The 26,362-nt window shown below is 53.4% G+C and carries 28 protein-coding genes; 15 read left to right on the plus strand and 13 right to left on the minus strand.

Annotated elements, in window-relative coordinates; all coding sequences use genetic code 11:
* Nucleotides 1-205: 205 nt before the first annotated feature.
* On the minus strand, nt 206-1,375 hold the full coding sequence (locus CF651_RS17970) for a pectate lyase family protein (RefSeq protein WP_218827861.1): 1,170 nt from the start codon (nt 1,373-1,375) through the stop codon (nt 206-208).
* Nucleotides 1,376-1,713: 338 nt separating this feature from the next.
* Here CF651_RS17970 and CF651_RS17975 point away from each other — a divergent pair, with 338 nt between their 5' ends.
* Both CF651_RS17975 and CF651_RS17980 read left to right on the plus strand, forming a co-directional pair.
* Complete coding sequence (locus CF651_RS17975; protein WP_245856018.1) at nt 1,714-2,277, plus strand: RNA polymerase sigma factor; 564 nt, start codon at nt 1,714-1,716, stop codon at nt 2,275-2,277.
* Nucleotides 2,274-4,001, plus strand: a complete 1,728-nt coding sequence (locus CF651_RS17980) for a DUF4179 domain-containing protein (protein ID WP_094016250.1) — start codon at nt 2,274-2,276, stop codon at nt 3,999-4,001. Before CF651_RS17975 ends, CF651_RS17980 begins: the two co-directional genes overlap by 4 nt.
* A gap of 75 nt (nt 4,002-4,076) precedes the next feature.
* Here CF651_RS17980 and CF651_RS17985 read toward each other — a convergent pair whose 3' ends face one another.
* The gene (locus tag CF651_RS17985) at nt 4,077-5,726 is read right to left on the minus strand and encodes a stalk domain-containing protein (RefSeq protein ID WP_094016251.1); all 1,650 of its coding nucleotides are present in this window, start codon (nt 5,724-5,726) and stop codon (nt 4,077-4,079) included.
* A gap of 384 nt (nt 5,727-6,110) precedes the next feature.
* Here CF651_RS17985 and CF651_RS17990 point away from each other — a divergent pair, with 384 nt between their 5' ends.
* Both CF651_RS17990 and CF651_RS17995 read left to right on the plus strand, forming a co-directional pair.
* Nucleotides 6,111-6,479 carry a GIY-YIG nuclease family protein gene (locus CF651_RS17990; RefSeq protein WP_094016252.1) on the plus strand — a complete coding sequence of 123 codons (369 nt, stop codon included), beginning with the start codon at nt 6,111-6,113 and terminating at the stop codon, nt 6,477-6,479.
* A 128-nt stretch (nt 6,480-6,607) separates the two neighbouring features.
* Nucleotides 6,608-7,222, plus strand: coding sequence for a PH domain-containing protein (locus tag CF651_RS17995; protein ID WP_094016253.1), 615 nt, complete (start codon nt 6,608-6,610; stop codon nt 7,220-7,222).
* A 77-nt stretch (nt 7,223-7,299) separates the two neighbouring features.
* Here CF651_RS17995 and CF651_RS18000 read toward each other — a convergent pair whose 3' ends face one another.
* Together CF651_RS18000 and CF651_RS18005 are read right to left on the minus strand one after the other, a co-directional pair.
* Complete coding sequence (locus tag CF651_RS18000; RefSeq protein ID WP_094016254.1) at nt 7,300-7,707, minus strand: carboxymuconolactone decarboxylase family protein; 408 nt, start codon at nt 7,705-7,707, stop codon at nt 7,300-7,302.
* 128 nt (nt 7,708-7,835) lie between these two features.
* Nucleotides 7,836-8,375 carry an NAD(P)H-dependent oxidoreductase gene (locus CF651_RS18005; protein ID WP_094016255.1) on the minus strand — a complete coding sequence of 180 codons (540 nt, stop codon included), beginning with the start codon at nt 8,373-8,375 and terminating at the stop codon, nt 7,836-7,838.
* Nucleotides 8,376-8,613: 238 nt separating this feature from the next.
* Here CF651_RS18005 and CF651_RS18010 point away from each other — a divergent pair, with 238 nt between their 5' ends.
* Nucleotides 8,614-8,997 carry a winged helix-turn-helix transcriptional regulator gene (locus tag CF651_RS18010; protein WP_094016256.1) on the plus strand — a complete coding sequence of 128 codons (384 nt, stop codon included), beginning with the start codon at nt 8,614-8,616 and terminating at the stop codon, nt 8,995-8,997.
* Between the two features lie 27 nt (nt 8,998-9,024).
* Here CF651_RS18010 and CF651_RS18015 read toward each other — a convergent pair whose 3' ends face one another.
* The 3 genes from CF651_RS18015 to CF651_RS18025 all read right to left on the minus strand — a co-directional run bounded on the left by CF651_RS18015 (nt 9,025) and on the right by CF651_RS18025 (nt 11,060).
* Nucleotides 9,025-9,516 (minus strand): MerR family transcriptional regulator, encoded by a 492-nt coding sequence (locus tag CF651_RS18015; RefSeq protein WP_094016257.1) that lies wholly within the window; start codon nt 9,514-9,516, stop codon nt 9,025-9,027.
* Between the two features lie 22 nt (nt 9,517-9,538).
* Complete coding sequence (locus tag CF651_RS18020) at nt 9,539-10,267, minus strand: SDR family oxidoreductase (RefSeq protein WP_094016258.1); 729 nt, start codon at nt 10,265-10,267, stop codon at nt 9,539-9,541.
* A gap of 211 nt (nt 10,268-10,478) precedes the next feature.
* Nucleotides 10,479-11,060, minus strand: coding sequence for a hypothetical protein (locus tag CF651_RS18025; protein WP_245856020.1), 582 nt, complete (start codon nt 11,058-11,060; stop codon nt 10,479-10,481).
* Between the two features lie 218 nt (nt 11,061-11,278).
* On the opposite strand from CF651_RS18025, the gene CF651_RS18030 reads away from it, so the two are divergent.
* From CF651_RS18030 to CF651_RS18055, 6 genes are all read left to right on the plus strand, one after another.
* Nucleotides 11,279-12,610, plus strand: coding sequence for an ABC transporter substrate-binding protein (locus CF651_RS18030; protein WP_094016259.1), 1,332 nt, complete (start codon nt 11,279-11,281; stop codon nt 12,608-12,610).
* 146 nt (nt 12,611-12,756) lie between these two features.
* A complete protein-coding gene (locus tag CF651_RS18035) occupies nt 12,757-13,638 on the plus strand; it encodes a carbohydrate ABC transporter permease (protein WP_094016418.1) in 882 nt (293 codons plus the stop codon).
* The gene (locus tag CF651_RS18040) at nt 13,635-14,450 is read left to right on the plus strand and encodes a carbohydrate ABC transporter permease (protein WP_094016260.1); all 816 of its coding nucleotides are present in this window, start codon (nt 13,635-13,637) and stop codon (nt 14,448-14,450) included. The genes CF651_RS18035 and CF651_RS18040 overlap by 4 nt, the downstream gene beginning before the upstream one ends.
* Nucleotides 14,451-14,500: 50 nt before the next feature.
* The gene (locus CF651_RS18045) at nt 14,501-16,258 is read left to right on the plus strand and encodes a sensor histidine kinase (RefSeq protein WP_094016261.1); all 1,758 of its coding nucleotides are present in this window, start codon (nt 14,501-14,503) and stop codon (nt 16,256-16,258) included.
* 163 nt (nt 16,259-16,421) lie between these two features.
* Nucleotides 16,422-18,038 (plus strand): response regulator transcription factor, encoded by a 1,617-nt coding sequence (locus tag CF651_RS18050; RefSeq protein ID WP_094016262.1) that lies wholly within the window; start codon nt 16,422-16,424, stop codon nt 18,036-18,038.
* Nucleotides 18,039-18,209: 171 nt separating this feature from the next.
* Complete coding sequence (locus tag CF651_RS18055; RefSeq protein WP_342746590.1) at nt 18,210-19,076, plus strand: copper amine oxidase N-terminal domain-containing protein; 867 nt, start codon at nt 18,210-18,212, stop codon at nt 19,074-19,076.
* A 249-nt stretch (nt 19,077-19,325) separates the two neighbouring features.
* Here CF651_RS18055 and infC read toward each other — a convergent pair whose 3' ends face one another.
* On the minus strand, nt 19,326-19,817 hold the full coding sequence (infC, locus tag CF651_RS18060) for a translation initiation factor IF-3 (RefSeq protein WP_094016264.1): 492 nt from the start codon (nt 19,815-19,817) through the stop codon (nt 19,326-19,328).
* Nucleotides 19,818-19,888: 71 nt separating this feature from the next.
* Here infC and CF651_RS18065 point away from each other — a divergent pair, with 71 nt between their 5' ends.
* Nucleotides 19,889-20,194 carry a hypothetical protein gene (locus tag CF651_RS18065; protein WP_094016265.1) on the plus strand — a complete coding sequence of 102 codons (306 nt, stop codon included), beginning with the start codon at nt 19,889-19,891 and terminating at the stop codon, nt 20,192-20,194.
* A 351-nt stretch (nt 20,195-20,545) separates the two neighbouring features.
* Here CF651_RS18065 and CF651_RS18070 read toward each other — a convergent pair whose 3' ends face one another.
* On the minus strand, nt 20,546-21,427 hold the full coding sequence (locus CF651_RS18070) for a hypothetical protein (RefSeq protein ID WP_179232865.1): 882 nt from the start codon (nt 21,425-21,427) through the stop codon (nt 20,546-20,548).
* Between the two features lie 361 nt (nt 21,428-21,788).
* Between CF651_RS18070 and CF651_RS18075 the strand changes: the two genes are divergently transcribed.
* Nucleotides 21,789-22,211 carry a VOC family protein gene (locus CF651_RS18075; RefSeq protein ID WP_094016267.1) on the plus strand — a complete coding sequence of 141 codons (423 nt, stop codon included), beginning with the start codon at nt 21,789-21,791 and terminating at the stop codon, nt 22,209-22,211.
* A 240-nt stretch (nt 22,212-22,451) separates the two neighbouring features.
* Here the strand turns inward: CF651_RS18075 and CF651_RS18085 are convergent, their stop codons facing one another.
* Nucleotides 22,452-23,147, minus strand: coding sequence for a class I SAM-dependent methyltransferase (locus CF651_RS18085; RefSeq protein WP_094016268.1), 696 nt, complete (start codon nt 23,145-23,147; stop codon nt 22,452-22,454).
* A gap of 173 nt (nt 23,148-23,320) precedes the next feature.
* Nucleotides 23,321-23,563 carry a hypothetical protein gene (locus CF651_RS18090; protein WP_094016269.1) on the minus strand — a complete coding sequence of 81 codons (243 nt, stop codon included), beginning with the start codon at nt 23,561-23,563 and terminating at the stop codon, nt 23,321-23,323.
* A gap of 118 nt (nt 23,564-23,681) precedes the next feature.
* On the opposite strand from CF651_RS18090, the gene CF651_RS18095 reads away from it, so the two are divergent.
* Both CF651_RS18095 and CF651_RS18100 read left to right on the plus strand, forming a co-directional pair.
* Nucleotides 23,682-24,638: a helix-turn-helix transcriptional regulator gene (locus tag CF651_RS18095; RefSeq protein WP_094016270.1), complete on the plus strand. Its 957-nt coding sequence runs from the start codon at nt 23,682-23,684 to the stop codon at nt 24,636-24,638.
* A 64-nt stretch (nt 24,639-24,702) separates the two neighbouring features.
* Nucleotides 24,703-25,248: a DinB family protein gene (locus CF651_RS18100; protein ID WP_094016271.1), complete on the plus strand. Its 546-nt coding sequence runs from the start codon at nt 24,703-24,705 to the stop codon at nt 25,246-25,248.
* A gap of 126 nt (nt 25,249-25,374) precedes the next feature.
* Here the strand turns inward: CF651_RS18100 and CF651_RS33180 are convergent, their stop codons facing one another.
* Both CF651_RS33180 and CF651_RS18105 read right to left on the minus strand, forming a co-directional pair.
* Entirely contained in the window at nt 25,375-25,509 is a 135-nt protein-coding gene (locus CF651_RS33180; RefSeq protein WP_281254484.1) for a hypothetical protein, read from the minus strand.
* Nucleotides 25,502-26,344, minus strand: coding sequence for a Cof-type HAD-IIB family hydrolase (locus CF651_RS18105; protein WP_281254485.1), 843 nt, complete (start codon nt 26,342-26,344; stop codon nt 25,502-25,504). Before CF651_RS18105 ends, CF651_RS33180 begins: the two co-directional genes overlap by 8 nt.
* Between the last annotated feature and the right edge of the window lie 18 nt (nt 26,345-26,362).

The following is a 26,362-nucleotide window of genomic DNA, read 5'->3' on the forward strand; positions in this document are numbered from 1 at the left end:
TCGTGAGCCTCGACGGATCTCTGTGGAAAGCCGCAACGCATGCCTTTGGGCCCAAATCTAAACGCCGACCTCGTCTATGGAAGACGGGGCGGCGTTTTTCTCGTACATAATTTAAAACTTCAATAGAAGGCTTACGAAGATGTAATGCCGTGTGAAGCAGAAGGTTTATTCGTCATTGAAGGAATGGCCTCAATCAAGGCTTTTATCACTTCGGCCCGGCATTCGTCTGAACGATATTCGGTACATTGGCTGCTGAATCCGGCGTGTAGCTGTAAGGGAAAGGCAGGGTGCTCGGGTACGCTGCGCCGGCTGCCGAGGTGCCGGTCGTCGCATTGTACGTATTGTTCCGCTCGTAGAACGAGTAGGCGTCTCCGCTGCTGTCCAGACCGATCTGGTTGCTCTGGTTCGTTTTGTAGAAGTAGTTGCCTTCCGAGTAGATCACGCTGCCGCTGCCGATCTGGTTCGCATTGTACTGCTGCTGTGAGGAACCCTGTGAATTCGTACCGGACGGCGTCGTGCTGTTATCGAAGTAGTTGTTATACAGGTGGACAAATCCGCGCATCAGCGGCCGCCCCTTCATATAAGGTCCGAACCAATTATGGTGCATCGTGACATGCAGCTTGCCGCCCCCGTAAGTGTAGGAGTCGCTTGCATTAGCGCCGATGACCATCGCGAGACGCTCTGAGGCAAGATCCTGATAGGTGCCCACCCAGTTCCACAGTGGATTCGGATTCATGTTCATCCAGCTGGATGTAAAGTAGAAATGGCTGTAAGAAACGGTAACGTTATCGGAAGCCTTGGAAATCGACATCAAGTCGTCGCTTGTATTATAGATGGTACAGTGATCCACCCAAACATTGCTGGTCCGGCGGAAGGAAAGACCCAAGTAATTCGTTCCCGTGCCTCCGGGCTGAATAGCCGTCCCGCTAAGATTTTGAAGGTCGGTGATGTTGCCGTAGAACGTAATGTTTTTGATCACGATATTCTCAATGTTCGTCCCGGCAGAAAGCAGCTCCCCGCTAAATTTCAGCTGGATGTTTTGCAGCACGGCGCCGCCTCCGCTTGCTCCCTCGATCGTCACGTTATTCCAGCTGGTACTGGCGAAGGTCAGTGTGGTTAACGACGGGCCTCCGTAAATGTTGCCTTTAATAATAATATGATGCTTGCCGTTGTTGAATGCGCTTTGCAGCTCCGCGAGTGTCGTCACGGTGACGGCGGTGTCTGATGAACCGGTCGCGGTAGCGTAGCCTCCTGTGCTGGCCGCTCGTGCAGGAGTGGCCCCGAAATGGGGGATGTTCGTTGAAACCGAAGCAACGCTTAAAATGAAAAGCGTCATGACCGTGCATAGAAATGGTTTGACTCTGAAGCGCATCATTGTTCCTCCTCCATCGTATTGAAACATAACAACCACCAAGAAAGCAGTTTAACTCCTTTCTTCCATTCTCATTTACCCACATAGGAAAGCGCTTTCCAGAAATTCAGTGTACTTGAATATTTCGATGCATGTAATATACACAATTTAACTTTTTTCAAGGGGATGCTGGAAGCCGATTTCATTCAGGAGCCTCGGGAAAGGCGGTTTATTCACCGGTTTTGGACAGAGCGTAAAGATTATTTTGACCGGAGGGATGATTATCGGACTTTTTGGTTCCGGTGAGAGGTTCCCCGCCTAATGATCGTCTATCTAATATAGAACGCTAGGAGGACAGAGTGGTGGAGGATCGCAATGAGCAGCACAATGCCGTTCGGCGGCAAATTAGAAGCGTACTGGAAGGGAATAAGGAGCATTATGCTTTTATCGTGAAGCTGTATAAAGATAAGGTGTACGCTCTCCTTCGAGGCATGGGGGCGTCCGCGGCCGATGCGCAGGATCTAACGCAGGAGACGTTCATTAAAGCTTACCGCAAGCTGGCCTCCCATGATCCGGATAAAAGCTTCCCCTCTTGGCTGTACGCCATAGCGGCTAACTTGTTCAAGGATTTTTACAAGCGAAAGCGATGGCCGGAATGTGAGCTGGACCTCAATCAGCCCGCCCCGGTTGACGGTCCGGAGGAGCAATGGCTTCTGACGGAGCAGCGGAGTGAAATCCACCGGCGGCTGGGCCAGCTTCCTGCGAATTACCGGATGGTGCTGCTGCTGCGGTATACGAATGATTTGACGTACGAGGAAATAGCCGAGTCACTGGGGATACCGGTAAGCAAGGTGCAGAACGATCTGTACCGGGCGAAAAAAAGCCTGCAAAGACGAATGGCGGCGGAGAAGGTGAACATGAGATGAAATGCTTGAGTCCTGAGGAAATGGAATGGTACGCGACGGGTTCCGCGGAAACGACTCACGAGCTTGATCAGGAGCGGTCGCAGCATATCCAAGGCTGCCAGCGGTGCGGCGAGCTTCACCGGGCACTGCTGGAGGAGCAGGAGAACTGGAGCCGCGAGCTGTTTGCCGAGGCGCTGTCGCAAGAGTTTGATAGCCAAGTGATGCAAGCACTGGAAGGGATCGAGATCGAGCCTGCAGGTGGTTCCGGTCCTCGGGAGGATGCCGCTTCGTGGGAGAAGCAGGAGACTCTGCAGTGGAGCCCGATAAGCGAGGCAGCGCCGGCTGCGTATTCGCTTCCGGCCCGGACAAAGAAACGAACCTGGCGAGTGGCCGTAGCGGCTGCTTTCCTGGTACTTCTGATGAGCGCCGCCGCCGTCTATTCTGTGCCGACATTAGCGGAGAAGATTCGCTCACTGTTCACGCGTCCGAATGTGGATATCGGCTTGCTGCGTGCACAGGAATTCGGACTGGTACAGCATCCGGGCATCAAGGTGAAGAACAAAGGCTACACTGTCAAAATTGATGAAGCGGTCGGTGACCCGACCCGCGTTATCGTGGCGCTGCAGCTGTTCGGTCCGGACGGGAAGCATGACAGGGATCGGCTTGTGCTGACAGGCGAAAATACGATCAAGATTCGAGACGAGCAGGGACATGAAGTCGGGGAATTGTACGATATGGGGGCAACCAGCGATTTCTACTATTTGGTCGCTTTCTTCCCGGAGCCGCTTCAGGCGGACCGGATTACCGTGGATGGGCAGATCCGGCAGCTCGGGAACGGCATCCAGCGGATCCCCTTCCTTCAGGGCAGCTGGGATTTTGCCTTTACTATCGACCTGTCGGAGGCGAAGAAGAGAACGACCTTCGCTTCGCTGGCAGGGGAATATACGTCGCCGGACGGGATGACCGTCCGGTTGAAGCGGCTGACCCGCATGGTACAGGGCGTGCGGCTGGAGCTGGACACGGAACTCAGCGCTGCAGCTTTGGCCCGTTCGCCAGCTGAGCTTTGGCAGCAGCAGCAGCTGAGCTTCCATTTTGAGGACGCGCAGGGAGAGGAAATTCATAGCGTCAACACGAGGAAGACACCGACGAGGGACAGCTTAATGACCCATTCTGCGCTGCCCGGAGACAAGCCGGGGGTCATGCATTGGAGCTATACATTCAAATATTTGCCGGACGATCAGCCGTACCGGTTCGTGCTGGACGGTTATTCTGTCCCGGAGCGGGAGGGGGCCTCCGTCGAGTTTGAGCCTGCCCGGCTGAAAGAGCATCCGGTTCCGTTCCGGTTTCAGGGGGACGAGCTTATGCTGAAGGACTTCACGATAGAGCAGCCCCCGAATACGAACAGCGGGAAACCGGAAGGCGCGCTTCATCTGGACGGCACCTTGATTAATGAATTATCGAGAAGTGAATGGATGCTGCGAGATGCGGAGGGCCGGGAGTACCCATTGTCGATGCGAGGCTCGTGGGGCGCAAGTGGAACAGACTGGAAGAATGGCTTTATTACATTGGAAGCAGGCCGGCCCGGCGCATTGTTCCAATTTTGCAATGGGGACCTGCTCCGCATTCCGGAGAAGCTGACGTTGGTCCGCACAGTCGTTGATAAACGGTATACGAATGTCAACTGGTCGATCGGAATAAGCGAAATATCGGATGTACCCGAAAAGACGGAGCCGGCGAACCCATAAAACACAGCAGCGCCCCAAGAATCATTGAAGATTCTTGGGGCGCTGCTGTGTCATCCCTAACTATTCTAAAAAACCTTAATAAGTCAATTTTACCGTACGGGTCGCCTCGATATAATCCACCTTGGCTCCCAGTACTTCAGCCAGCAGACGCACCGGCACCATCGTATTCTCACCGATCAATCGGGCTGGCGTATCCGTCGTCTTCAACTGGCCGTTGACTTCATATTGGGTCTTGGCGGTGTACAGCGTCACCTTCAAGCTCCCCTTGGTGTAAATTGCAGCGCGCTGCTGCTCGTCCCAATCCACGGTGGCTCCAAGGGCTGCGGCCAAATCGCGGATATACAGGAAGGAGGAGCCGTCGACGATGACCGGCGTTCTTTTCATCGGAAATGCAATGCCATCCAGCTGGTAGCTGCTGTCATCGAGTCCGAAGCTCGCGACACGCTGGGTAGGGGCGGCGGTGACATAATACTTTTTGTAATCGGTTGCGTTCAGGTGGAGCTTTTTCTTCCCGGTTCCGTCGGCAGGCTCCGTGGTGAAGTCCCATGCCTTCTCTTCCGTAACGGTGCTTCCATCCTTCATCACCTGCAAGCGGAGCTTCACGTGGTAGCTGGTATCCGCCTGCAGCGGCTTGCGCGGCATCAGGATGACCGTCTTCGACAAGTCGGTATCCGTATCGGGTGTATTGGTTAACAGCTCGACCGTGTTTTTATTGCTGTCGGTCAGTTCTGCGCTTAGCAGCTTGATGCTTCCGACCTCTTCCCCATAATACTGAGCCATGATCGGATACCCGACCGGGTAGGTCTCATTAGCATGAATGCGGAGCGGATCCGGTGTCTCGTTGCCCTCGAAGGTCGTAGGCACGTAACGGTCTCCTTCCGCCGGAGAAACGACAAGCTGGGAAGTGTTCTTCTTCTCCATGCCGAATTCGATAATCGTATAGTCGCCGACCCGGCCGATCCCGACTTCTTTGACCGTTGGGTCTATGATCGGCGAACGGTGATACGGGGCATCGTACAGCGCGTCGATCGCATCGCTGATGCTTCCGGTGATGAGGGCCGCGTCCTCCCCGATACTGGACGTGTAGCCGAAGTAAGCTCCACGCTCCAATGGAGTCGCTCCGACAAATCCGGCTTTGCCGGAGGTCTCGCTGTGGAGGCTTTCCTGGCTGGACTCGCTCTGCCGGATCTTGTTCAGATCCAGGTATTTGGCGTGAGCCATCGCGGTAGCATTCAAGCTGTCGTCCATTTGAACGGCCGGCAGTCCGTGCAGTACCCGGTAATCGTTCAGCGCGGAGATGCCGGCCAGCTGCTCCGAACTAGCGGCGGGCAGCTGCCGCAGCGCATCCTTGGCTACCGTAAAGGTCCAGGATTCATTGATGGGCTTGTAGCCGGGGAAGGTGATAGACATGGAGACAAGATAGCTGCCCGGTGTCAGGTCCTTGCCAGGTGTATAAGTAAAAGTGCCTTTGTCTTTATTGTAAACGGCCTGAACACTCTCCCCATTCAAGGTCATGGAATAGGCTGGGGTTACACCCGTCATGTCGGTTTTGAAATAAAAGGTAAGGGTTGGCTTGGTGACGCCGATCGTGTCCTTAGGGGTTCCCAAATAACCATAGGAGAAAGCCTCAGCACGAGGAGCGGGCAAGGCAAGGCTGGAGCACCAAAGCAGCAGTGCCAGGGAAAGCAGCAGCAGTTGTTTCATCAGACGTGGTTTCGGATTCAACGGAATCCCTCCTTATCTCTGGAAATTCGACGATTCTCTAAAAATAAATTCGACAAAATCCGTCGAAACCCTTTTGCCAATAAATATCACCGGCCGGCTTGTCCCACTGATGCTTGGTCATCATGCCGAGTCGCTGCAGCCTGCGGAAGTACGCACAAACGGATCGCATCGGGCTGTATGGGCATCGGGAAGGCATTAAAAGCCATGCTCCGCTCCGGTTCGACTGAATGGTCCGGCTCTACGATCCGGCTCTTGAAAGACAACTAGGCCGTTTATCTCACAAGGCTGGGATAAAAACTATTGAAAAATAACAAACATAATTGTATTATGTCTATATATCATTAGACAAAATGGAATAAAGTCATTTATTGGGGTGAGAGGGATATGGATCGTAGAAAGGAACTGCAGCAGCAGGCCAAGGAAATCAAGACGGAGGCCGGCGTGTATCAGATTAAGAATCAGGTAAACGGCAAGGTTTATGTGGAAAGTACGATGAATTTGCGGACGATTAATGGCCGGGAGATGGCACTGGACATGGGCTCGCACCGGAACCGGAGGCTGCAGGCGGATTGGACGGCCTTCGGCAAGGAGAACTTCACAATCGAACCGCTTGAGGTGCTGAAAATCAAGGAAAACGCAGGGGCCTATTACGACCCCAAGGATGATTTGAAAAAGCTGTATGAACAATGGATGGAACGGCTTCAGCCTTACGGTGAGCGGGGATATCATGATGCACGGGAAGCGGGAAAATAGGGCACAGGCTCAAATCAGGTCCAGACCCAGGGAAATTACGGAATTTATAGAAAATGGTGTTCTTGAAGCTCCGTCTGAAGTGGTATACTCAGTATAGCGGGTTAGCTTAAGATGAGAGGGTGGATGGCATGTTTGGCAAAGTGGCAGCGGATCTTCTGGGGATTAGTGATATCGGTTCGGTGATTAGGCCCGAGAATTATGACAAGGTGGACTCCGACGACTATGTAATGCATGAGGATCAGGAGAAAATTTATTTCCTTATTAAATCCAAGAGCGACGAATACTGCTTCACGAATTTGGCCCTGATCCATCTGGACGGGACGAGTGCCGTCAGCAAGAAACGTACGCTCCGACGCTACAGCTATAGCACTTATCAGGTTTCTAATGTCATGCTGGAAACTGCGGGCACGGTGGATTTGGATGTGGAGATCAAGTTTTACCTGGGAGACACTCCTTTTTCCATTGACGTCCATAAGAAGCATCTGGAAGAGCTGAAGGACTTGTACAAGGCGCTGTTGAAAATTGCCGAGATCACGCGCGAGAACGACGTGATTCTCAATTATGCGAGGGAAAGCCTGGAGCTGGCATCCACTACGCTGCGCCGTGTCGTGAACAATGAGACTCAGGTGGCCGAGCAATTCAAGCAGCTGAACCAATCTACCTTCGCCTGGCTGGTGGAGACACGTAAGCAGTATAAGGTAAAGGACTTCGGGGCGATTTTCGAGCGGTATATTAATCAATAGCCTTCTGCGGACGAAAGAATCGAATATGCGGATAAACGAAGGGAGCCTCCATCTTGGAAGCTCCCTCTTTGACTAGCTTAACAAAAGCATTCGGGCGTGCCGGAGGAGCCGCTGCCTTGTTGATCCCGATGTGTCCCTGCTTCAGGGGCAGGGGCCTGCCTGTTGTAGGCCAGCAGGGCTTGAACCCCATGGCTCAGAATAGCGCCGGAACGGGTGGCCGCGGCGACGAGCAGCGCTTCGACGATTTCCTCCATCGTTCCGCCCTGTTCCTTGTACTTTCGGACATGCACGTCGATGCAGTAAGGGCAGCCGGTGACATGGGCTACAGTCACAGCAATCAATTCTTTGGTACGCATTGGGAGCTTCGACGTACTCCCGTGATAAAGCTGCTCTTCGAATTGTAGAAAAGAAGCCGCAGCTTCCGGAGCGAGCCGAATTAATTCGGGAATTTGCTCCAGATGGGTTCGATCGTAATACGAATTCATCTTCATCCCTCCATACAAGGTATTGGCTTACTTTCCCATTGTAAGGTCGGGAGGAGCTCAATACCGTGACTTTGTCACAATGCAGGGAAGGGAACAAGCTTTCAGCAGAGGGCGGAGAGTATACTTAATTAGTGTATAAGGGCGTACATCGAAGCTTGAATATGCTCCGTATACCTTGCAGCTTCTTGGGCGAGGTAGGCTTCCGTGCCTTGGTTTGCATCATAGGTGACGAAGGCGGGAAGAAAGATGCCGTTGCATTTGGTAATCGTCGCTTGAATGGGCTTCAGTAATTCACTGATCGTAAACCCGTTGTCTCCGCCGGAGCGGTATGCTTTTTCCGTACCCCCAGCTGTCGTGGCAACGATAAACTGCTTGCCCTTCAGATTGTCGGCTCCGGGACCGAATGCCCAGCCATAGGTCAGCACATCGTCAAACCACTTTTTCAGCAGAGGGGGGCAGCTGTACCAGTACAATGGAAATTGGAACACGATCCGATCGTATTGCAGCAGCAGCAGCTGCTCCTTCTCCACATCGATTTGCCAGTCCGCATAGTCCTCATACAAGCCGCGAACGCAAAGGTCCTTATGCTTGCTCAGCTCCTTGGCAAAGGCTTGATTGACCCGGGAGCTTTGTAAATCGGGATGTACAATGATAACCATCGTTTTCATGGGGATCATCCTCTCAAATGAATTCCCCCCCATTATGCTGTGAATGTATAGGGTTGAAAAGTACGCTCTTTATTCATACTTAGTCCGGCAAACCATACCATAGATGGGGGCTGGGTTTCCTAGGGATAGTATGGTGAAGCGTACTAGGTACGAAAAAGAAGAGTACTTTTGTTCAACGCACCGATTTGGTAAAGTAAACAGAAAGATATTATGTTGATTCGTTGAAGGAGTGAGAAGCATGTCTGAGCCTACCGATCGGTGCTACACAAAATCTAAGGGAATCCTGGCTACGCTGCAGGTGATCGGCGGGAAATGGAAGCCGCTTATATTGTTTATTTTGCTGTATCAAGGAACCAGACGCTTCGGAGAGCTCAGACGGCAGCTTCCCCAAATTACACAGGGCATGCTGACGAATCAGCTGCGCGAGCTCGAGCGCGACGGACTTATCGTGCGGCAGGTATACCAGGAAATTCCGCCGAAGGTCGAATACTCCTTATCCGAGCACGGAAAATCGTTAAGCACGCTGTTGACTGACATGTGCGGCTGGGGCTTCAAGCATATCGAGTTTATGAACGCTGCGACTTCGGAGGCACCCGTACAAACGAAGGACTCGCAATCCTGACCTGCTGCCGCCTATGCTCAGGCTAGCTTACAGCGCTTGATATTTGACTGTCTTCCCCTTGGCCGCTACTCTTGACCCTGTCTTCGCCTCTAGCTGCAGTTCCGCTTCAGAGGTGGTGCAGTCCGTCGCGTTCACATCCGGATTAGTGGATAGCTCGAGAAAATGCTCCAGCTTGTAATCGATGATACGCAGCGTTTCGTCCAGCTGTTCCCGCTCCCGTTGAATCCTTTGCTTATGCTGCTCCAGGATAGATAACCTTTCCGCTAATGTGCTGCTGCCTTGGGCGGTAAGCGCACGATAATGCTTCATTTCCTCAATCGTCATCCCCGTCGCCTTCAGCCGGGTCATAAAGATCATCCCCAGAATGTGATCCCTGCTATAAACCCGATGCCCGTTGTTCTTCCGCTCTGCATACGGTAATAGACCGATCCTTTCATAGTAACGAATCGTATCTTCCTTCAGTCCTGTCAACTCGGCCGCCTGTTTGATGGAAGTGACGGTCTCAGGAATGTCCCACATGGATATCGCCCCTTAGCTTCGTTTACCAAGGTACTTCTCCGTTCTCATCAAAATAACCTCCTGTCGGGCCGTCAGGACCTAGCATTGCCAGTCGGATGACGACGGCCGCAGCCTGCTCGACCGTACGGTAGCCGGTATGGTGGTTCAGATCGGTGGAGGTGTATCCCGGATCTGCGGCATTGATCTTGATCGGCGAGTCTTTGAATTCCTTGGCCAGCATGACCGTTAATGCGTTGACGGCAGTCTTGGAGCTGTTGTAGGCAAGCAGGTTGAACCGGTAAAATTCAGTTTCCGGGTCGCTGTTCCACGCGAGTGAGCCTAAGCCGCTCGACAAGTTGACGATGCGGCCGGCCGTCGATTTGCGCAGCAGGGGAAGCATGGCCTTCGTGACCGCAAACATTCCGAAAAAGTTCGTATCGAACGTCCGGCGCAAATCATCCAATTCCGTCTGGCTCGGGGGCGTGCCCTTCTCGAAGGTGACTCCGGCATTATTGATCAGAATATCCAACGCGCCGAACTGCTGTTCGATGTGAGCCGCTGCCGCATCGATGGTGTTCTGCCGCGTCACGTCCAGCTCGATCCATTCGGTACGCACGCCTTCCGATAGCAGTGCTTCCGCCGCTTTCCGACCTCTTTCCTCATGTCTTGAACCCAGCAGGATGTGTAAGCCTTGGGCACCTAATTGACGGGCTGTTTCATAGCCGATCCCTTTGTTCGCGCCCGTGATCAGGACGGTTTTGGTGTGACTCATATGGTTCTCTCCCATTCTGTATCGATAGTTGGCAGCCGCCATATGTAAACTGTACAACTTGAACCTTACTCCAAGTCAAGCGGCTAAGCCCCTTCCTGATTCGGAAGGGGCTTATTCCGGCTGTTAAGGGGCTGTCGATGCGATCCGCCCTGTTGTCAACAGCTGTCATGCAACGCTGCGCTGCGTGCTGGAAGCTGCACGGGAGTCTGCCTTAGTCCCGGATTTCCACCAGGCTGTGCTGCAGCACGTTGTCTCCGACCTGAGGGGTGAAAGGGGCCTCGCTTACGCCCGTTACGTTCACAAGCACGTTGGCCTCACGCGGCAAGGTAATGCGGACCTCATATTTGAACTCGACGCCGGAGACGTCCGCATACAAGAAGTCGGAGCTGTTCGGCGACAGCGCCACCTTGCACACCTCCAGCTCGCAGGGCTGAACGGCAAGAGGGACGGCTGAGCCGCTCGACCAGTCGAACACCTGGACAGCAATTTCATTGACGGTGTCGTAGCTGAGATTGGCTACATCGACAAGAGCGAACTGGGTATTCGGGTTTCTTCTCAGCACGCCGGTCGTCAACGTTTTCCGGGCAAACGATCTTCTTCTCGCCTCGGGCCGCTTCCGAACCTGGAGGAGGGTGGTGCGGGGCAGCGTTCTTTTCTTGATCTGCACACGCCGGGCAGGGGTGGGCAGCGCTTTACCCTGCGGCACGGCACGCCTTGTGGAGGCTGTGCCTGTCCGCAGCCGTATAGGCTTCGGCAGAGCTTTTTTGAATATCAGCGGGCTATTCCGTTTCATGGCAATCCACTCTTTCCTTCGAAGAATAGGTGCATTGGGGCCTACTGTAGTAGATGCGGCACAGCCTGATATGGCATGGGCGGATGCCTGGCTATGCAAGGCAAAGTCCTTCAGCTGTAGTTATCGATGTTGAATCTTCGTTATATCAACCCCAACATGCATGAAGTAAGCTAGTTATAGAAAAAGTAACGCCTATATAACTACTTCGGGAGGTCGCTATGAAACAATCATGGAATCGTTGGGTAGGTGCAGGAACGGCCGTTATGATGGCAGCGGCGTTGGCTGCAGGCTGCGGAAATGCAAGCGAGAAGCCGGCGGACTCAAATACGAAAGCGGCGGCAGGCAAGCCGTTTGAAGGCAAGAGCATTACACTGGTTACCGCAAACCATCCTTGGGGCGAAGCGATTAAGCCGCTGCTTCCCGAGTTTGAAGCGGCTACCGGAATGAAGGTCAATATCCAGAGCTTTTTCGAGGATCAGCTGACTCAGAAGCTGACCGTTCAGTTCACCTCCGGCTCGGCGACACCGGACGTCTTCATGTACCGGCCGCTGCAGGAGGGCAAATTATTCTTCAAGAACGGCTGGGTACAGCCTCTGGATGATTATGCGAAGAAAGACGCGGCATACGATTTCAACGATTTCTCCAAATCGGCTGTAGGTACCGCAACGGTGGATGGCAAGCTGGCCGGGATTCCGATCATTACGGAGCAGGAAATTTTGTATTACCGCAAGGACTTGCTGCAAAAAGCGGGCATCAGCGTTCCTAAAACAATCGATGAGCTGGTAGCGGCGGTCAAGAAGCTGCACGACCCCAAAAATGAAATGTACGGCTTTGTGGCCCGGGGCCAGCGCTCACCGCTCGTGACCCAGGTATCCTCCTTCCTTTACTCCGAGGGCGGCGACTTCCTGAAGGGCGACAAGGCGACGATTAATACGCCGGAAGCGGTTAAAGCGTTTACGACGTACGGAACGCTGCTGAAGGATTACGGCCCTCCGGGTGTGCTGAACATGTCCTGGCCGCAAGCGATCGGAATTTTCGCGCAAGGTAAGGTGGCGTTCTACACCGATGCGAACTCGATCTACCAGAACGCAACGGATAAAGAAAAATCGAAGGTGGCCGATCAAGTGGGCTTTGCCCCGTTCCCTGCAGGCAAGGATGGCTCCAAGCCGTATAACATCACTTCGTGGGGATTGGCAATGAATTCGAAGGCGGCCAATAAAGACGCGGCATGGGAGTTCATCAAGTGGGCGACCAGCAAGGACGTTGTGTTGAAAACGCAGCAAAAAGGCAACCCCGGCGCCCGCGCTTCCGTGTGGGATAAACCGGAAGGCACGACAGGCTTCCCGGCCGAGCTGGTTCCTGTAATCAAGGAAAGCGCCAAAGGCGGCGTCGACCATGACCGTCCGACGGTTATCAGCGTAGGCGAAGCACGCGACGCGGTAGGCGAGATTGTTCAGAAGGTGATGGCAGGCGATACGAATATCCAGGAAGTGGCGGATAAAGCGAATCAGGCGCTGCAAGCGATTATCGATAAAGACAAAACCAAATAAGATCAGAATGGTTCAGCTTCCATCAAGCTCTTAGACATTCAGACAGGGTGAACCAACACGGGCTGTAAGCCCGGTCTGCATCAACAGGGGTCATTCCAAGGATGACCCTTTTGATGCTCGAAGCACAAAGAAAGGGTGAACGTTTCATGCGGTACAACTGGTTCGACCGGAACTTGAAGTGGATTTATACGCTTCCGGCAGTATTGTTCGTGCTGCTGATGATGCTGTTTCCGATTATATACACGGTTCGGATCAGCTTTTATGAGTGGAGCATGTCGGCTACGACACCTCCCCAATGGGTAGGGATAAGCAACTATTTGGCGCTGTTCAAGGATGAGCGGTTCTGGCATGCGGTAGGCTCCACCTTTTATTTCACGATTGCGGCGCTTCTGTTTGAAGTCGTGCTTGGCATTGCTATTGCGATTCTGCTGTCCAGGCAGTTCCGCGGGAAAAATATCGTGAAAACGATATTCCTGCTCCCGATGGTCGCAACACCGGTAGCGATGGGCTTGGTATGGATGCTGATCTACGAGCCGACGATCGGTGTCGCCAATCTGATGCTGAAATCGCTCGGCTTCAAGCCCCTCCTATGGCTGGCTTCGACATCGCAGGTTATTCCGTCGCTCGTTATTATCGACATCTGGGAATGGACGCCGATGATCGCGCTGATCGTCATGGCGGGCTTGGCCACGCTGCCGACCGATCCTTACGAAGCCGCCGATGTGGACGGGGCAAGCCGGTGGAAGAAATTCACCGCGATTACGCTGCCGCTGCTCAGACCGACAATTATCGTCGCCGCAATGCTTCGGCTGATCGATGTTTTGAAAACGTTTGATATTATTTACGCCACCACGCAGGGCGGGCCGAACTTCGCATCCGAGACGTTGAACCTGTACGGCTATGTGCTGGGCTTCCAGTACTTTAAGCTGGGTATGGCGTCCTCGCTGCTGGTCATTTTCTTTGCGATTGTGATGGCGTTGACATTGTTTATGATTTGGATGCGGAAGCGACTGGAGGGAGCGTCATGAAGAAGAACAAAGGAATGAACCTGCTGAATACCGTGCTGACGTTTATTGTTCTGCTCGTCTTCGCGTTCCCTTTTATTTGGATGCTGCTCGCCTCCTTCAAGACACAGGCGCAGATCATGTCGACGGATCAATTTTTCATCTTCACCCCGACTACGAAAAATTACACCAGCGTGTTCAAAGAGTATGATTTCATGAAATTTATTTGGAACAGCTTGATTGTCGCGCTCGGCTCAACCCTGTTCTCGTTAATTCTAGGTCTTCCGGCCGCCTACGCGATTGCCCGGCATCACCTGCATAAGCTTGGACTTATTATTCTTGTGGCGCGGATCATTCCGGGGATTACCTTCCTGATCCCATGGTTCATTTTATTTTCCAAAATTAATCTCGTCGATACGTATACCGCTCTGATTTTAAGTCATATGCTCGTGGGGCTTCCGTTTATTATTTGGATCATGATCTCGTTCTTCGAGGCGCTGCCTACAGAAATTGAGGAAGCGGGCTTAATCGACGGCTGCACGCACCATCAAGTGTTTACGCGGATTATTTTGCCGATTTCCGGACCGGGGGTCATTACTTCGTCGCTGCTGTCGTTTATTTTCTCCTGGAACAATTTTATGTTTTCCATTATTTTGGCAGGAGACAAGACGAAGACGCTGCCGATTGCCGTATTTAACTTTATGTCGTATTCCGAGATCAACTGGGGCGCTTTGATGGCCGCGGCTTGCATTATTACGCTGCCGGTGCTGATTATCGCGCTGCTCGCGCAACGCTATATTGTCAGCGGGTTGGCTGCAGGTGCCGTAAAAGGGTAAAATAAGTACCATTGCGTAAACACAGCAGGAGATGAAGGAGGCCAACGAGGATGAAGCTGCCGTACAGATTAAATATTTTCAGCAAAATCGTGGTTGTGCTGCTTGTCCTCCTGCTGCCGGTACTGGTGCTGTATACGCTCTCCAATCGGACGACGAATCAAGTGGTTCAGGATCAGATCCAGACCTCGAACCTGAACCAGCTGTCTTTTTTCCTGCATCAGCTGGATTCGCATATCGAAAATTTATCGATGTTCCCCGTCATTCTGGCGAACGATCCTTACATTCGGGAATTTATCGATAAGACAGGCGCCTCTCTGTCCGATCCGATGAAGGCAGAGGCTCGACTGACCGAAAAGCTCAGCCTGCAAAGCGTCTCCAGCGGCTGGTCGAACGATTTGACACTGGTGGTTCCTGGGGAGCGGAAGGTCGTTTCCTCCAGCATTTATATGAACGGAACCGGGACATGGGCCTGGGAGGATCCGATTCATTCCACCTGGACCTACGGATTCGACAGCTCGAGAGGAACACGGATGGGGACGTTTATCCGCGAAATTACCGAGCCTGCGAACGCCAAGAGCGTGAAACAAGCGAATGCGGTATTTGAAGTCAGATTTCCGGTGCAAAATATAAGCGACCTGCTGGATATTTACAAGAAGGATAAAGAAAGCGATCCCTTCTTATACTATCCGGGGTATAGCCCGATTTTTAACAGCACGTCTTCCAAAGCGATGGTGGATCAGCTTCTCCATCAGCTGGGAGGCGTGCCTTTAAACGATATAGGCCAGCGGGAGCTTGTGATCGAGGGGCAGGAATATTTGGTCAGCTACGTCAAATCGACGCAGCTCGGCTGGTATTTGATCGATTACGTGCCGGTGGAGAAAATGTTGTCTCCTATTACGAAGACAAGCCATTTGTTCTATATCTCACTTGGACTGCTGCTGGCGCTCAGCGTGGTGGCCTCCTTCTTATTGTACCGGAATGTGCAGATCCCTCTCGTTCAGGTCATTCGCAGCGTACAAAAAATGAAGCGGGGTGACCTGTCCGCACGGATTGAATACCGGTCCAAAAATGAATTCGATTATTTAATTCAGCATTTCAATGAAATGGCCGGCCAAATTCAAGTGCTGGTGGAGGATGTGTATGCCGAAAAAATCCGCTCGCGCGAAGCGACGCTGAAGCAGCTGCAATCCCAGATCCATCCGCATTTTCTCTATAATTCCTTGTTCTTTATTATCAATTCGGCCGAGCTGGAAGACCGGGAAGCCGTGGTTGCGATGGCTCACAATTTGGCTGAGTTTTACCGATATACCACACGAGTCGAGAATCAGTCCGTCCGGCTGAAGGATGAGCTGGATATGGTGCGGAACTACTTGAATATCCAAAATTTGCGGATGCAGCGGCTGGAGTATCAGATCGACGTTCCGGAGGCTATGCTCGGAGAGCTCGTGCCGCGTCTTATTCTTCAGCCTCTGGTGGAGAACGCTATCGTTCATGGGATTGAAGCCCGGATGGGGGGCGGGCGTATCCGAATTACCGGCGAACAGACCGACGAGCGGAACCGGCTTATTGTCGAAGACAATGGCAAAGGCTTGAGCGATCCGGAGCTGCAGCAGCTTAGGGCCAGACTGCAGGAGCCGATGAGCGAGGAGATTGGCTGCGGCACGTGGAATGTACACCACCGGCTGTATTATCAGTTCGGGGAAGGCTCGGAGCTGAGCTTCCGGCATGCCGAAGGCGGCGGCCTTCGGGTCATGCTCACCTGGAACCGGGAGCGGAAGCTGCCGATGCAAGGAGACGATACGTTGTGAGCAGCGGCCGGGAGGCCGGGAGGCCGGGTACTGGAATCCCGCGGGAGGCCAACCAGAGAGAGCTTTCAATTCAACAGCGATGAACAGAGCAGGCGCCGTCTAGGGGCAGGCAAAACGCTGCGGAGTCTGACAAAAGCAGGATGTACAGCAGGGAGGGACAAGCATGGTTCAGCTTTTGCTCGTCGATGACGAGGTTCATGTCGTAGAGCGCTTCTCCGCCACGATCGATTGGAAGGCGGAGGGAATCGATCAGGTATACAAGGCGTATTCGGCTGTGGAAGCCTTGGCGCTGCTGGAGCAGTTCTCCATCGACATCGTCATTACCGATATTCAAATGCCGGGCATGTCCGGACTCCAGCTTATTGCCGAAATCGACCGCCGCTGGCAGAAGACGAAGTGCATTTTGCTGTCAGGCTACTCGGATTTCAATTACGCGAAGGAAGCGATTCAGTACCAGACCGAGGACTATTTGCTGAAGCCGGTGACGGAAAAAGACTTGGTCGACACGGTTCGCCGGGTGAAGGACAAGCTCACCAAGGAGTGGGAGGAAGTGCTGTCCAAGCAGCGGCTGACCTACACGCTGAAGGAAAACCTGTCGCTCTTGCGGGCGAATCTGCTGAACGATCTGCTGCAAGGCCGCAAATTTGCCGAGTCGTCGCTTCGCGACAAAATGCAAATGCTGGAGCTATCCGACTACCACGGGCGCTCCTTTGTGGTGATGATGGTTCGGCTGGAGGAATATTTCCTGCAGTATGACGCACACAGTCTGTCCCTTCTGGAATATGCGATCGGCAACATGGTCGAGGAGCTGTACGGCGAACGCTATGATACCTGGTATACGAAGGATGCGCATGATTACCTGGTGTTCGTCATGCTCGGCAAGCAGGAGGACGGGGACCAGGAGGGCGCTGGCTGGGTGGAGCGGACAGCCTCGTCCCTGCAATCGGCTGTGAAGACGTACCTGAAAGGGAAAATTTCCATTCTGATCAGCAGCCAGGGGCAGTTTCCCGGTGATCTGACCTCACTGTATGACCGGTCTGTGGCCGTCTTTCGCAGGCGGATCGGGAACGAGCACGAGCTGTTCATGCGTCTGGACGATGCTCCGGTGGAGACAGCCATTCAATCGCTGCCGAGCCTGTACGAGCCTCCGACGCTTATTCATTTGCTGGAGGCCGCACGGTGGGAGCAGATCGAGCAGAAGCTGAACGCAGCGCTGGAGCAGCTGGAGAGCCGGTATCCGGAATCGCAGGAGCATCTGCTGGAGATGTATTTTTCCATCGCTTCGGCCTATACTTATATCGCCCATAAGAACGGAAAGCAATTGTCAGATCTGCTTGGCACGGATTACGACAAGCTGACCGAAGGCCATCCGTTTCGTTCGGTCAACCTGCTTCGGGAATGGTCCCTTCGTACGCTGCACGGGATCAAGGCGGACATGGATCAGGAGACGAAGGACTCCCGCACACGGCTCATCAACGAGATCCGGCAGGTGATTGACCGGAAAATTTCCGATGACGTTTCCTTACAGACGATCGCTGAGCATGTGCACCTGCACCCGGTGTATGTGTCCAAGATTTATAAGCTGGAGACGGGGGATAACCTGAGTGACTACATTCATACCGTGCGCATGGAAAGGGCGGAGTATTTGCTCAAAAACAGCCCGAACAAAATATACGAAATCGCGGCCCAGCTCGGGTATCAGCGGCCGCATTCGTTCAACCATGCGTTCAAAAAGCATTTCGGCATGACGCCGCAGGAATATAGAGACCAATTTTCGTAGAAACTCGACAAAATTAGTAGATGATGCGTGAGTAACCCTCACAAATGACGGGCGCGCCCCGAATTGGTTAGTAAACCTGATAAACGGTACGCCCCCCCAAGATGACGGCCGTTTATCCATGGAGAACCTACATATGGGAAGCGTTCCCAAAAACCACTCAAAGGAGACATAATGATGAAAACAAACAAACCATGGTTGATCGCGGCATCCTGCCTCGTAGCAACAAGCCTTATGGCTGGGTCGGCATTGGCCGCTAAACCGGAGGATGCAGGCAATGCAGGGAAGAAGCCGGAAGCAGCGGTTCAAGTCAAAGCGGAGGTGAAGGAACTGAAGGTGAAGCTGGACACGGAAGCTTCGGTTACCTCCAGCACTTATGACGGCAATGGCCATAAAGGCTACAGAGGGCTTCTGAATGCTCTGGATAATGTAAAAGACAGACCGGCGGGACCTGTAATCGCTGATCTGCTGCTGAACAAATACGGCGCAAAGCTTAGCGACGAGCAAAAGGCGGCACTGGAAGCATTAACCGAGAAAGACCAAGCGTTGTCCAACGTAGCGGATATTTTGGATGAGCAAGGCAGTGTAACCGATGCGGTGTATGTTCAGAAGGATGCCATTAAAGCAAACCTGAAAAACATCGATTCCTACAAAAAGCTCGGCAAGCTGTACGATAAGCTTGGAAAAAAAGGCGTGAAATTGTATGTGAACGGTGAAGAGCCTACAGTTGAAGTGGCTCCATTCATCCGTGACGGCAGCACGCTGGTTCCTTTCCGTGCAATCTCCGAGGCGTTGAAAGCGGAAGTGAGCTGGAATGCCGAAGAACGTTCCGTTACCGTGACACGCGACGGAATTACCGTGAAGCTGTTCATCGATAGCGCAAAGGCTTATGTAGACGGCAAAGAAGTGACCCTGGAAGTGCCTGCAGCGATTGTGGACGGCAACACGGTCGTACCGGTCCGCTTCGTGAGTGAAGCTCTGAAAGCTGCTGTCAATTGGGAAAGTGAATCCCAATCCGTGATCATTACGGAAGATAAATAATAGTATTTGAAAGACGCCTCCAAACCCGCTGTATGCGGGGATGGAGGCGTCTTTTGTGCATCCAAATGAGGCCGGGTCAGCTGACCCGGCTTGGGGACGGCGGACACGCGCATGGATGTGGGGTTCGACCGACAGCCATGCAGAGCGACAACACGCGCCCGGGATTCGCGCGCGCTGGGAATGCTGTGCCCGTTCCCGGGGGTGGGCGGGCCGCTGCGTGGTCGGCAGGGTTCAGCTGCCGAAGGAGGACTAGCCGTCCTTCGGATTCAGCTGCACGGCGGCTTGCTTGCCGCTCAGCTGAATGCCGCTCTGCTTCTGCCCGCATGGGGCGAGGTCACGCACCAGCCGCTCGAGCAGCTCCTTCGCCTGCGCGCCTTCCTTGCCCTGGATGCGCACGGTCAGCAGCACGGCATCCCCTGCGCGCAGCAGGCGCTCCGCCTGGCTCTTCTTCGTCTCATAGTCATGCTCCTCGATGTGCGGCGTCAGCCGCAGCTCCTTCACCTTGGGCGGCTGCTCTCGCTTGCGTGCCTGCTGCTTCTCCTGCTGGGCTGCTTGCTTGGCTGCGCCGCGGCCGATCAGCCGGCAGGGCGGCGGGCTGCTCATGAGCGACTCGCAGACGAGATCGACCTTCAGCGCTTTGGCCATCGCCAGCGCTTCACGAGTCGGTACAATGCCGAGCTCCTCGCCGTCCACGCCGATCAGCAGCACCTCCGCCGCCTTGATTTTCTCGTTCATTATCATTTGTGCAATCACCTGGACTTTCGATATAATGGTTCCATTCATTCGCATTTGTGCAAAGGGGCGTTTATGGCATGAGCAACCGCAATAAAGAACTGGAGGAAGCGGTAATCCGCAACTACCAGCAGGAAGAAAATATGATGATCCTCGTTTTCGCCCAATGGTGCATCAATCACGGCTTGGACCCCGAAGCGCTGTACCGCCGCGCGTACCCGCATCAAGAGAACAACCTGCCCTTGGCACAGGCGCTTGAGCTGACCGTGCCGAAGGAGGAAGCGGGAGAAATCGCAGACGACACGGTACTAGGCGTACTGTCGTTATTCGGCAATGAAGAGCTTGCTTTCATTGTAACGGAAGAAATAGGGAAACGGAATAAATAGAAGGCAGACTGCCTGCTTCTTCATAGCGGCTAAACACTGCTTAGGGCTCGTTCCGATGACGGCTCAGGAGCGGCTTTAATGAAAAAAACAATCCCGCCAAAAACAATCCGATCCCAATACCATGCCACACAATATCAAACATACCAATCATCCTTACTCTAGGGATTAGCGAAAAAAGTAAAACGTTGTCGGTTTTTGAAACTTTATACCTATTGATTATAACCTATTGTACCTAGTTTTTCCTGAAAATGAGCTTAAAATATACAACATTTCCGAAAAAAGGGATGAAAAAACGGCCTCTGTTCGCAAACTTTGCGGAGAGGCCGTTTGGTCGGTGTTGACAGCAATGCGTTACAGGGAGGAGAGGGGTGGGATTCTTCCGCCGTCTGTTATGAGCCACTTGCCGGTTTCCCAATCTGTGGGATCGCCCTCACTACGTCTATAATAAAGATCGATGCGGATTTCTAAGCCGTCTTTCCATGGAGAATCGACCCTGACACTCCGGAAGATCGAGTCCAGCCCCGGGATCGCAAACCCGTAGGGTGCCGGAAAGGCCTCCTCTAGCTCCTGTCTCGATAAATCGGTAACCAAAGCAAACTGAAATAGCGGTAAGGCAGTGTAAGCATCAAATACCCATTCAAATTTCGGTATGCGTACCGGTGTGAAATTCGTAATGTCTTGATAAAATTCCGCTTCTGTCGCCGGAATGATAAAAGGCCAGGCTTCTCCCGGGTACCGGTACAAATTGGTAACCGCAGCCAGACTTCGTATCAACCCTTCCCACTTCGAAGGCTCGATGGATTGGACAGGAAGATTGACCCCGGTATGATCTATAGCGGCAAGATGACCCTGCAGCCGTGAATATAGAGCTTCAATAGGCAGCGTTTCCTTGCTGGCAGCAGTTTCTGACTCTTCGAGCTCCCCTTTCGCCTCAAGCGTTCCCGGCGATTCGATCGGCTCGCTCCGACTCGAAATAAGCAATTTACCCGTGACGGCCTCTATAGGTACATCGGTTAGCAGCCGTATCGAGGGGAAGGCGGAGGCTGTTGTCCGAAATGAAGTCATGGGAAGGGCTCCATGTGGTTCAGGTTCAAATCGGAGACCCTTCTGACCCGGGATTCCTGCTAACAGCCTGCCAAACGTTCGGTTCCAGGTCCTCTCCTGGCGGGTATTGTCCGGAAAGGCAAATATGATTTCCTGAAGACGAGCAGGCACTTCCGTTGGATCCATCACGTGGCTCCCTCCCTTTTCATTAGTTATTACATAGATTACCATATATCATTGAACAAGAACATATGTTCCTGAAAATAAATTACAAGGTCCTGGCAGGTAAAGGCGTTTTGGCTGCGGGATTTTGTTTCTGTGAGCCGAAGCGGATTTTTTTTCGTAAAGGTTCTTCGTACAAATGATATACCAGTGCGCTGAAGAGCATTGCTAGGGAGATGCAAGTGATGAAATTGTTTTGGGATTTCACAACGGCAACGGTAGCTGCGGTTTACTAAGTTACCTCCATGTAACTCATTCCGCTGGCTCCTTAATTCAGATATACTGGATGGGGATACCTAACTTGGGTTGAAAGAGGAGGCAGGATACAATGGGCACGAATGCAAAAATCGGCGGCGGCGGCTTCCACCATGTGGCGCTAAGAGCCTATAATTTCGAAGCGACGGTACAATTTTACAAGGAAGGTCTAGGCTTTACGGAAGCGAATCACTGGGGCGAGGGTGATAAGCGTGTCGTCCTCCTCGATTCGGGAGACGGCAATTATTTGGAAGTGTTCGCCGGCGGAACGGACGAGCAGCCTCCGGCCGGATCGTATTTTCACGTCGCGTTCCGCAGCGAGGATGTGGATGCGGCTGTGCAAGCGGCAGTGGCGGCCGGGGCGGTGGTCACGGTGGAGCCGAAGGACGTTATTCTGGGAGTGAATCCTCCGACTCCGGTCCGGATTGCTTTTGTAAAAGGCCTGAATGGGGAAAGTATCGAATTTTTCCAAAGCACTGGCGAGCATAAGCTGTAGGCAGCACTGAGCTGCGGCTTTCCACGTGCAATCCCTGCCCGTTCGTCATAGGCTCGAATGAAGTGACATGGCAAATGGCGAAGCGCTTCCGGGATCAGGGCGTGCGCTTCGTAACGAGACCCAGCAGGTTGCGCTGGCTTACGGGGCTTTACGTACGCCGCATTGCCTGCTCGAAACAAAAAGCCCGCTTGGCTGTTCAGGCTCAGGCAGGGCTTTTTGCGTTGTGATTATGCATGAAAGCTACGGCTGCAGCTCCATCTTTTTGCCGCTAAAGACGGCGAAGTCCAAATATTTGTACATGCAGTCCACCTCGCTAAAGCCGGCTTCCTCCATCCATTGAAGCTGGTCCGGGAGCTTCGCGTTAATATCTACCTTGCGTCTCTCGATAGAGGCGTCAATTGCCTGTTGAGGGAGGCCGCTTTGATGAATGGCCTCAAGCCAGCGCTGCCGATAGTATGCATCCGTCGAGTCGGAGCGGCCCTGTACTTGGTCGGCATTGACGAAGATGCCCCCCTCGTTCAGCATGCCGTAGATTTTGACGAACAGCTGCCTTTTGTCCGGGTGAGTCAAATGATGAATCGACAGCGAGGAGATGACGATATCATACGATGCAGGGAACGAGCAGCTCGAGTAATCTGCTACGATATACTGAACATGGGGGTGCTGCTGAAATCTTTGGCGGGCGACGTCCAGCATGCTTTCGCTCAAATCCACCAGCGTGAGCCGGGCTGCCGGGTATTTTTCCAGCACCATGCGGGAGAATAACCCCGTACCGGCACCCAAATCAAGGATAGAAGGAGCCCCATCCGCGCTTTCCACCAAGCTCAAGGCCATTCCGTAAAACTCGTCAAAACAGGGGATCAATTGTCTTCTCTGCTGATCATAGTCCATAGCCACGGCATCAAATTGCTCTTTAACCGTCCGTTTCCGATTCATAAGATAACCTCCTCGTTATAGGTAAAAGTAAGCTTGCTCTCATTGTACCTGTAGAATCGTTAGTTATGAAATATATAAAAAGAATCAATTTTATAGGTTTAGACTATAAGTATGGGAGCTGTTAGGACATTCGAGGAACTAACTGAGCTTGATGAAGCTTCCGATGTCGGGGTTTATTCCGGCTTTGGCTTGCCTCTTTTACCCCATGGTTTAAAATAAGAAATAATAACCAGGAACAGCAGTACGGCCAGACTGAATGAAAGACCAGTTATCAGCAGCTGCCAGTATTCGAGGTAGACGGGATTATCAAGGGGCAGCAAGCTGTTGTTCTGCGAGCTCTGCAGCGTTTCACTAATCCACTGGTTGAGATGAAATTGATCGTATTTTGCAAAAAGAATACCTCCTTTATTCGTCATAGCTACAAACTAGGATAAGGGGGAGGTGGGATCCCAAATATGTGCTTAAGTCGTAAAGAGAGCTGGACTTCAGGCCAGACTGTGACGGATCGGACAAGAATGAAGGGAGAGCGGTGGTATGAACAAAACGGACCGGATGCTGGCGATCGTGCTGGAGTTGCAGCGCAAAGGAACGCTGAGGGCTGAGGATCTGGCAGCTGTCTTCGAGACGAGTCTTCGCACGATCTACCGCGATATGCAGGCGCTCAGCGAAGCGGGGGTGCCGGTCATCGGCGCACCGGGCACGGGCTACTCCTTGATGGAGGGCTACTTCCTGCCGCCGGTCCGTTTTACTGCCGATGAAGCGGTGGCGATGCTGATCGGGATGGATTTTATCGAGCAGCAATTCGATGACGTATACGGAGCTCATGCGAAGGCCTGTGGCAGAAAGATTGAGGCTGTGCTGCCGGAGGAGGTACGCAAGGAAGCGGGAAGAGTCAGAACGACGATCAAGCTGCTTGCAACGAGGGAAGATATCGAGACGCAAAGGCAGGAAGGAGGGGCATTCGCCTCTCTTCGCAGCGCCATTCTGGAGCAGCGGAAGGTGCATTTTCATTATTCGAAGGGACCGAATGCATCAGCGGCAGAAGAGCAGCGTGAGACCACTCGGGTCGCCGCTCCCTACGGGCTTGTCTTAGTACGGGGGGCTTGGATGCTGATCGCCTACTGTGAGCTGCGCATGGAGCTTCGCCATTTTCGCGTGTCCAGGATTAGCGGGCTGAGCGTGCTGGAGGAGCGGTTTCAGCTGCCGGAGCATTTCAATCTGGATAACTATAAACCGGTGGATGACCGCCGCTTGATCGTGAAGGTACAGCTGGATGCGAGCGTTGCGGAGCAAGTGAAGCATGCAGGCAGCTTCTATATGGAAACGATTGAGCCCGCCGCCAAAGGGCCCCTCGTTACGTTCAGAGTACGTCAGCCGGAGGATGTGCTGCATTGGATTATGGGGTGGGGGGCAAAGGCGGTTGTACTGGAGCCGGAATCGCTGCGGCAGAAGGTGCGTGAAGAAGCGGAAAACATGATACAACGCTACTGACATACTGTTGTCAGGAGCGGTCTTATATACTGGAGCTATACAAAGGCAAAGGAGCTGGATTGGAATGAATACAACGGAATCATTGCAGCGTTTGGAGGAGCTTACCGATCAATATCTTCACACTCTCGAGCAGTACAGCGAGGAGCAGCTAAGGCTCCAGCCCGACGAAGACGCTTGGTCACTAGGTCAAATGATCGTTCATCTGACGAACACAGCGCTGCGGATGCAGCTGGGCAGTGCGGAGAAATGCAGAGTATTGAGCGAGGAGGCGTCCGCAGCGGCGACTACCGAAGTGAAAACCGCAGCGGGCGAGGAGGTGTTCCAGCTCGGCGGCTTCCCGCCTGAGCGTATTCGGGTTCCTGCATCGCCGCAGTACACGCCTGCGCAGATGGAAAGCAAGCAGCAGCTGGCCGAAGGGCTGCAGGAGGTGCTTCGCCGGGCCAGGGAGCTGGAGCCGGTGATTGCGACGCTGCCGCCGGAGATTATGGTGGCACATCCGCGTCTCGGCGGGATGAATGCGAAGGAATGGTTCCTGCTTGTCGAGATGCATTACCGCCATCACCTGCTGCAAAAAGAACGCCTGCAATCGTTCATTGCAGGCTGCGTCTAGGGAGATTCCGGGCTTGCTTGGGCGGTAAGCCCGAAGCCCGGGCAGTCCCGAGCGGCTGCATCCGTCGCGAAGCCGCTTGGGAGACCATCGCGGCGGCGAACCACGCGGATTGGCCGTGCGGCAGACTTATATGAACGCATCGACTCCGGGCGGTTTGTCGTCGGGAGGCCGGGTCTCGCCGGCTTCCCGATGACAAACCGCCTTCGCTGCGTGCTGCGTTTGGGGCCGGTCCGCCACGGCTGTCGGATTAATGCTACACACCGAAATATTTCTCCAGCATCTGTCTCAGCCCGTCCTCGTCGTTCGACCCGGTCACCTCATCGGCCTGCGCCTTCACCTCGTCAGGGGCGTTGCCCATGGCTACGCCAAGCCCCGCATACTGAAGCATATCCGCATCGTTATAATTGTCGCCGATAGCAATGACTTCACTTCGGCTTATGCCGAGGAAGGACTCCAATACCCGAATCGCGGCCGATTTACTGACGAGTGGGGCCATGATTTCCACATAGGTCGGCTTGGATTTGTACACCGCCAACCGGGGGAACTGCTCCCTCAGTACGGCAAGCACACCGTCGATCTGATCCGGCTCACCCATGCACATTATTTTATGTACGGTTTGATTAGCCGAACCTGCACGGCTGAGCTCCTGCGGGTCAAAAAGCATCGGAACGGTGCCGGTGATCGCTTGCTCCTGAGCGATCCAACGACACTGCGCATCCGCCTCAGGCACAAGCCAGCGGGATGGTGTATAGGCGCTGCAGCTCACCTCTGGAAAGGCTTGCGCGGTCAGGGTGAACAGCTCTGATACGAGAGAAGCCCCCAGTCGGATACTGGCGAGCGGCTTGCGCAGCTCCTCCTCCGTGGCTCCGCTCAGGACAAGCCCGCCGCTGAAAGCAATGAGCGGATCGGTGATGCCAAGCTCCTGCTGTAAGGGTACGATCGCCTCCGGCATGCGCGCAGAGACGAGGATAAAAGGAACGCCGAGCGGCTTCAGCTTGTGCACGGCGCTCCTGGTTCCGGGTGTGATTTGATGCTCTGAATTCAACAAGGTTCCGTCAATATCGCAGAACACCGCTTTATAATCGGTCTTTTGCAAGGGGAAAGCCTCCTCTTC

It is taken from the genome of Paenibacillus rigui (assembly GCF_002234615.1).
Lineage (GTDB): Bacteria > Bacillota > Bacilli > Paenibacillales > NBRC-103111 > Paenibacillus_S > Paenibacillus_S rigui.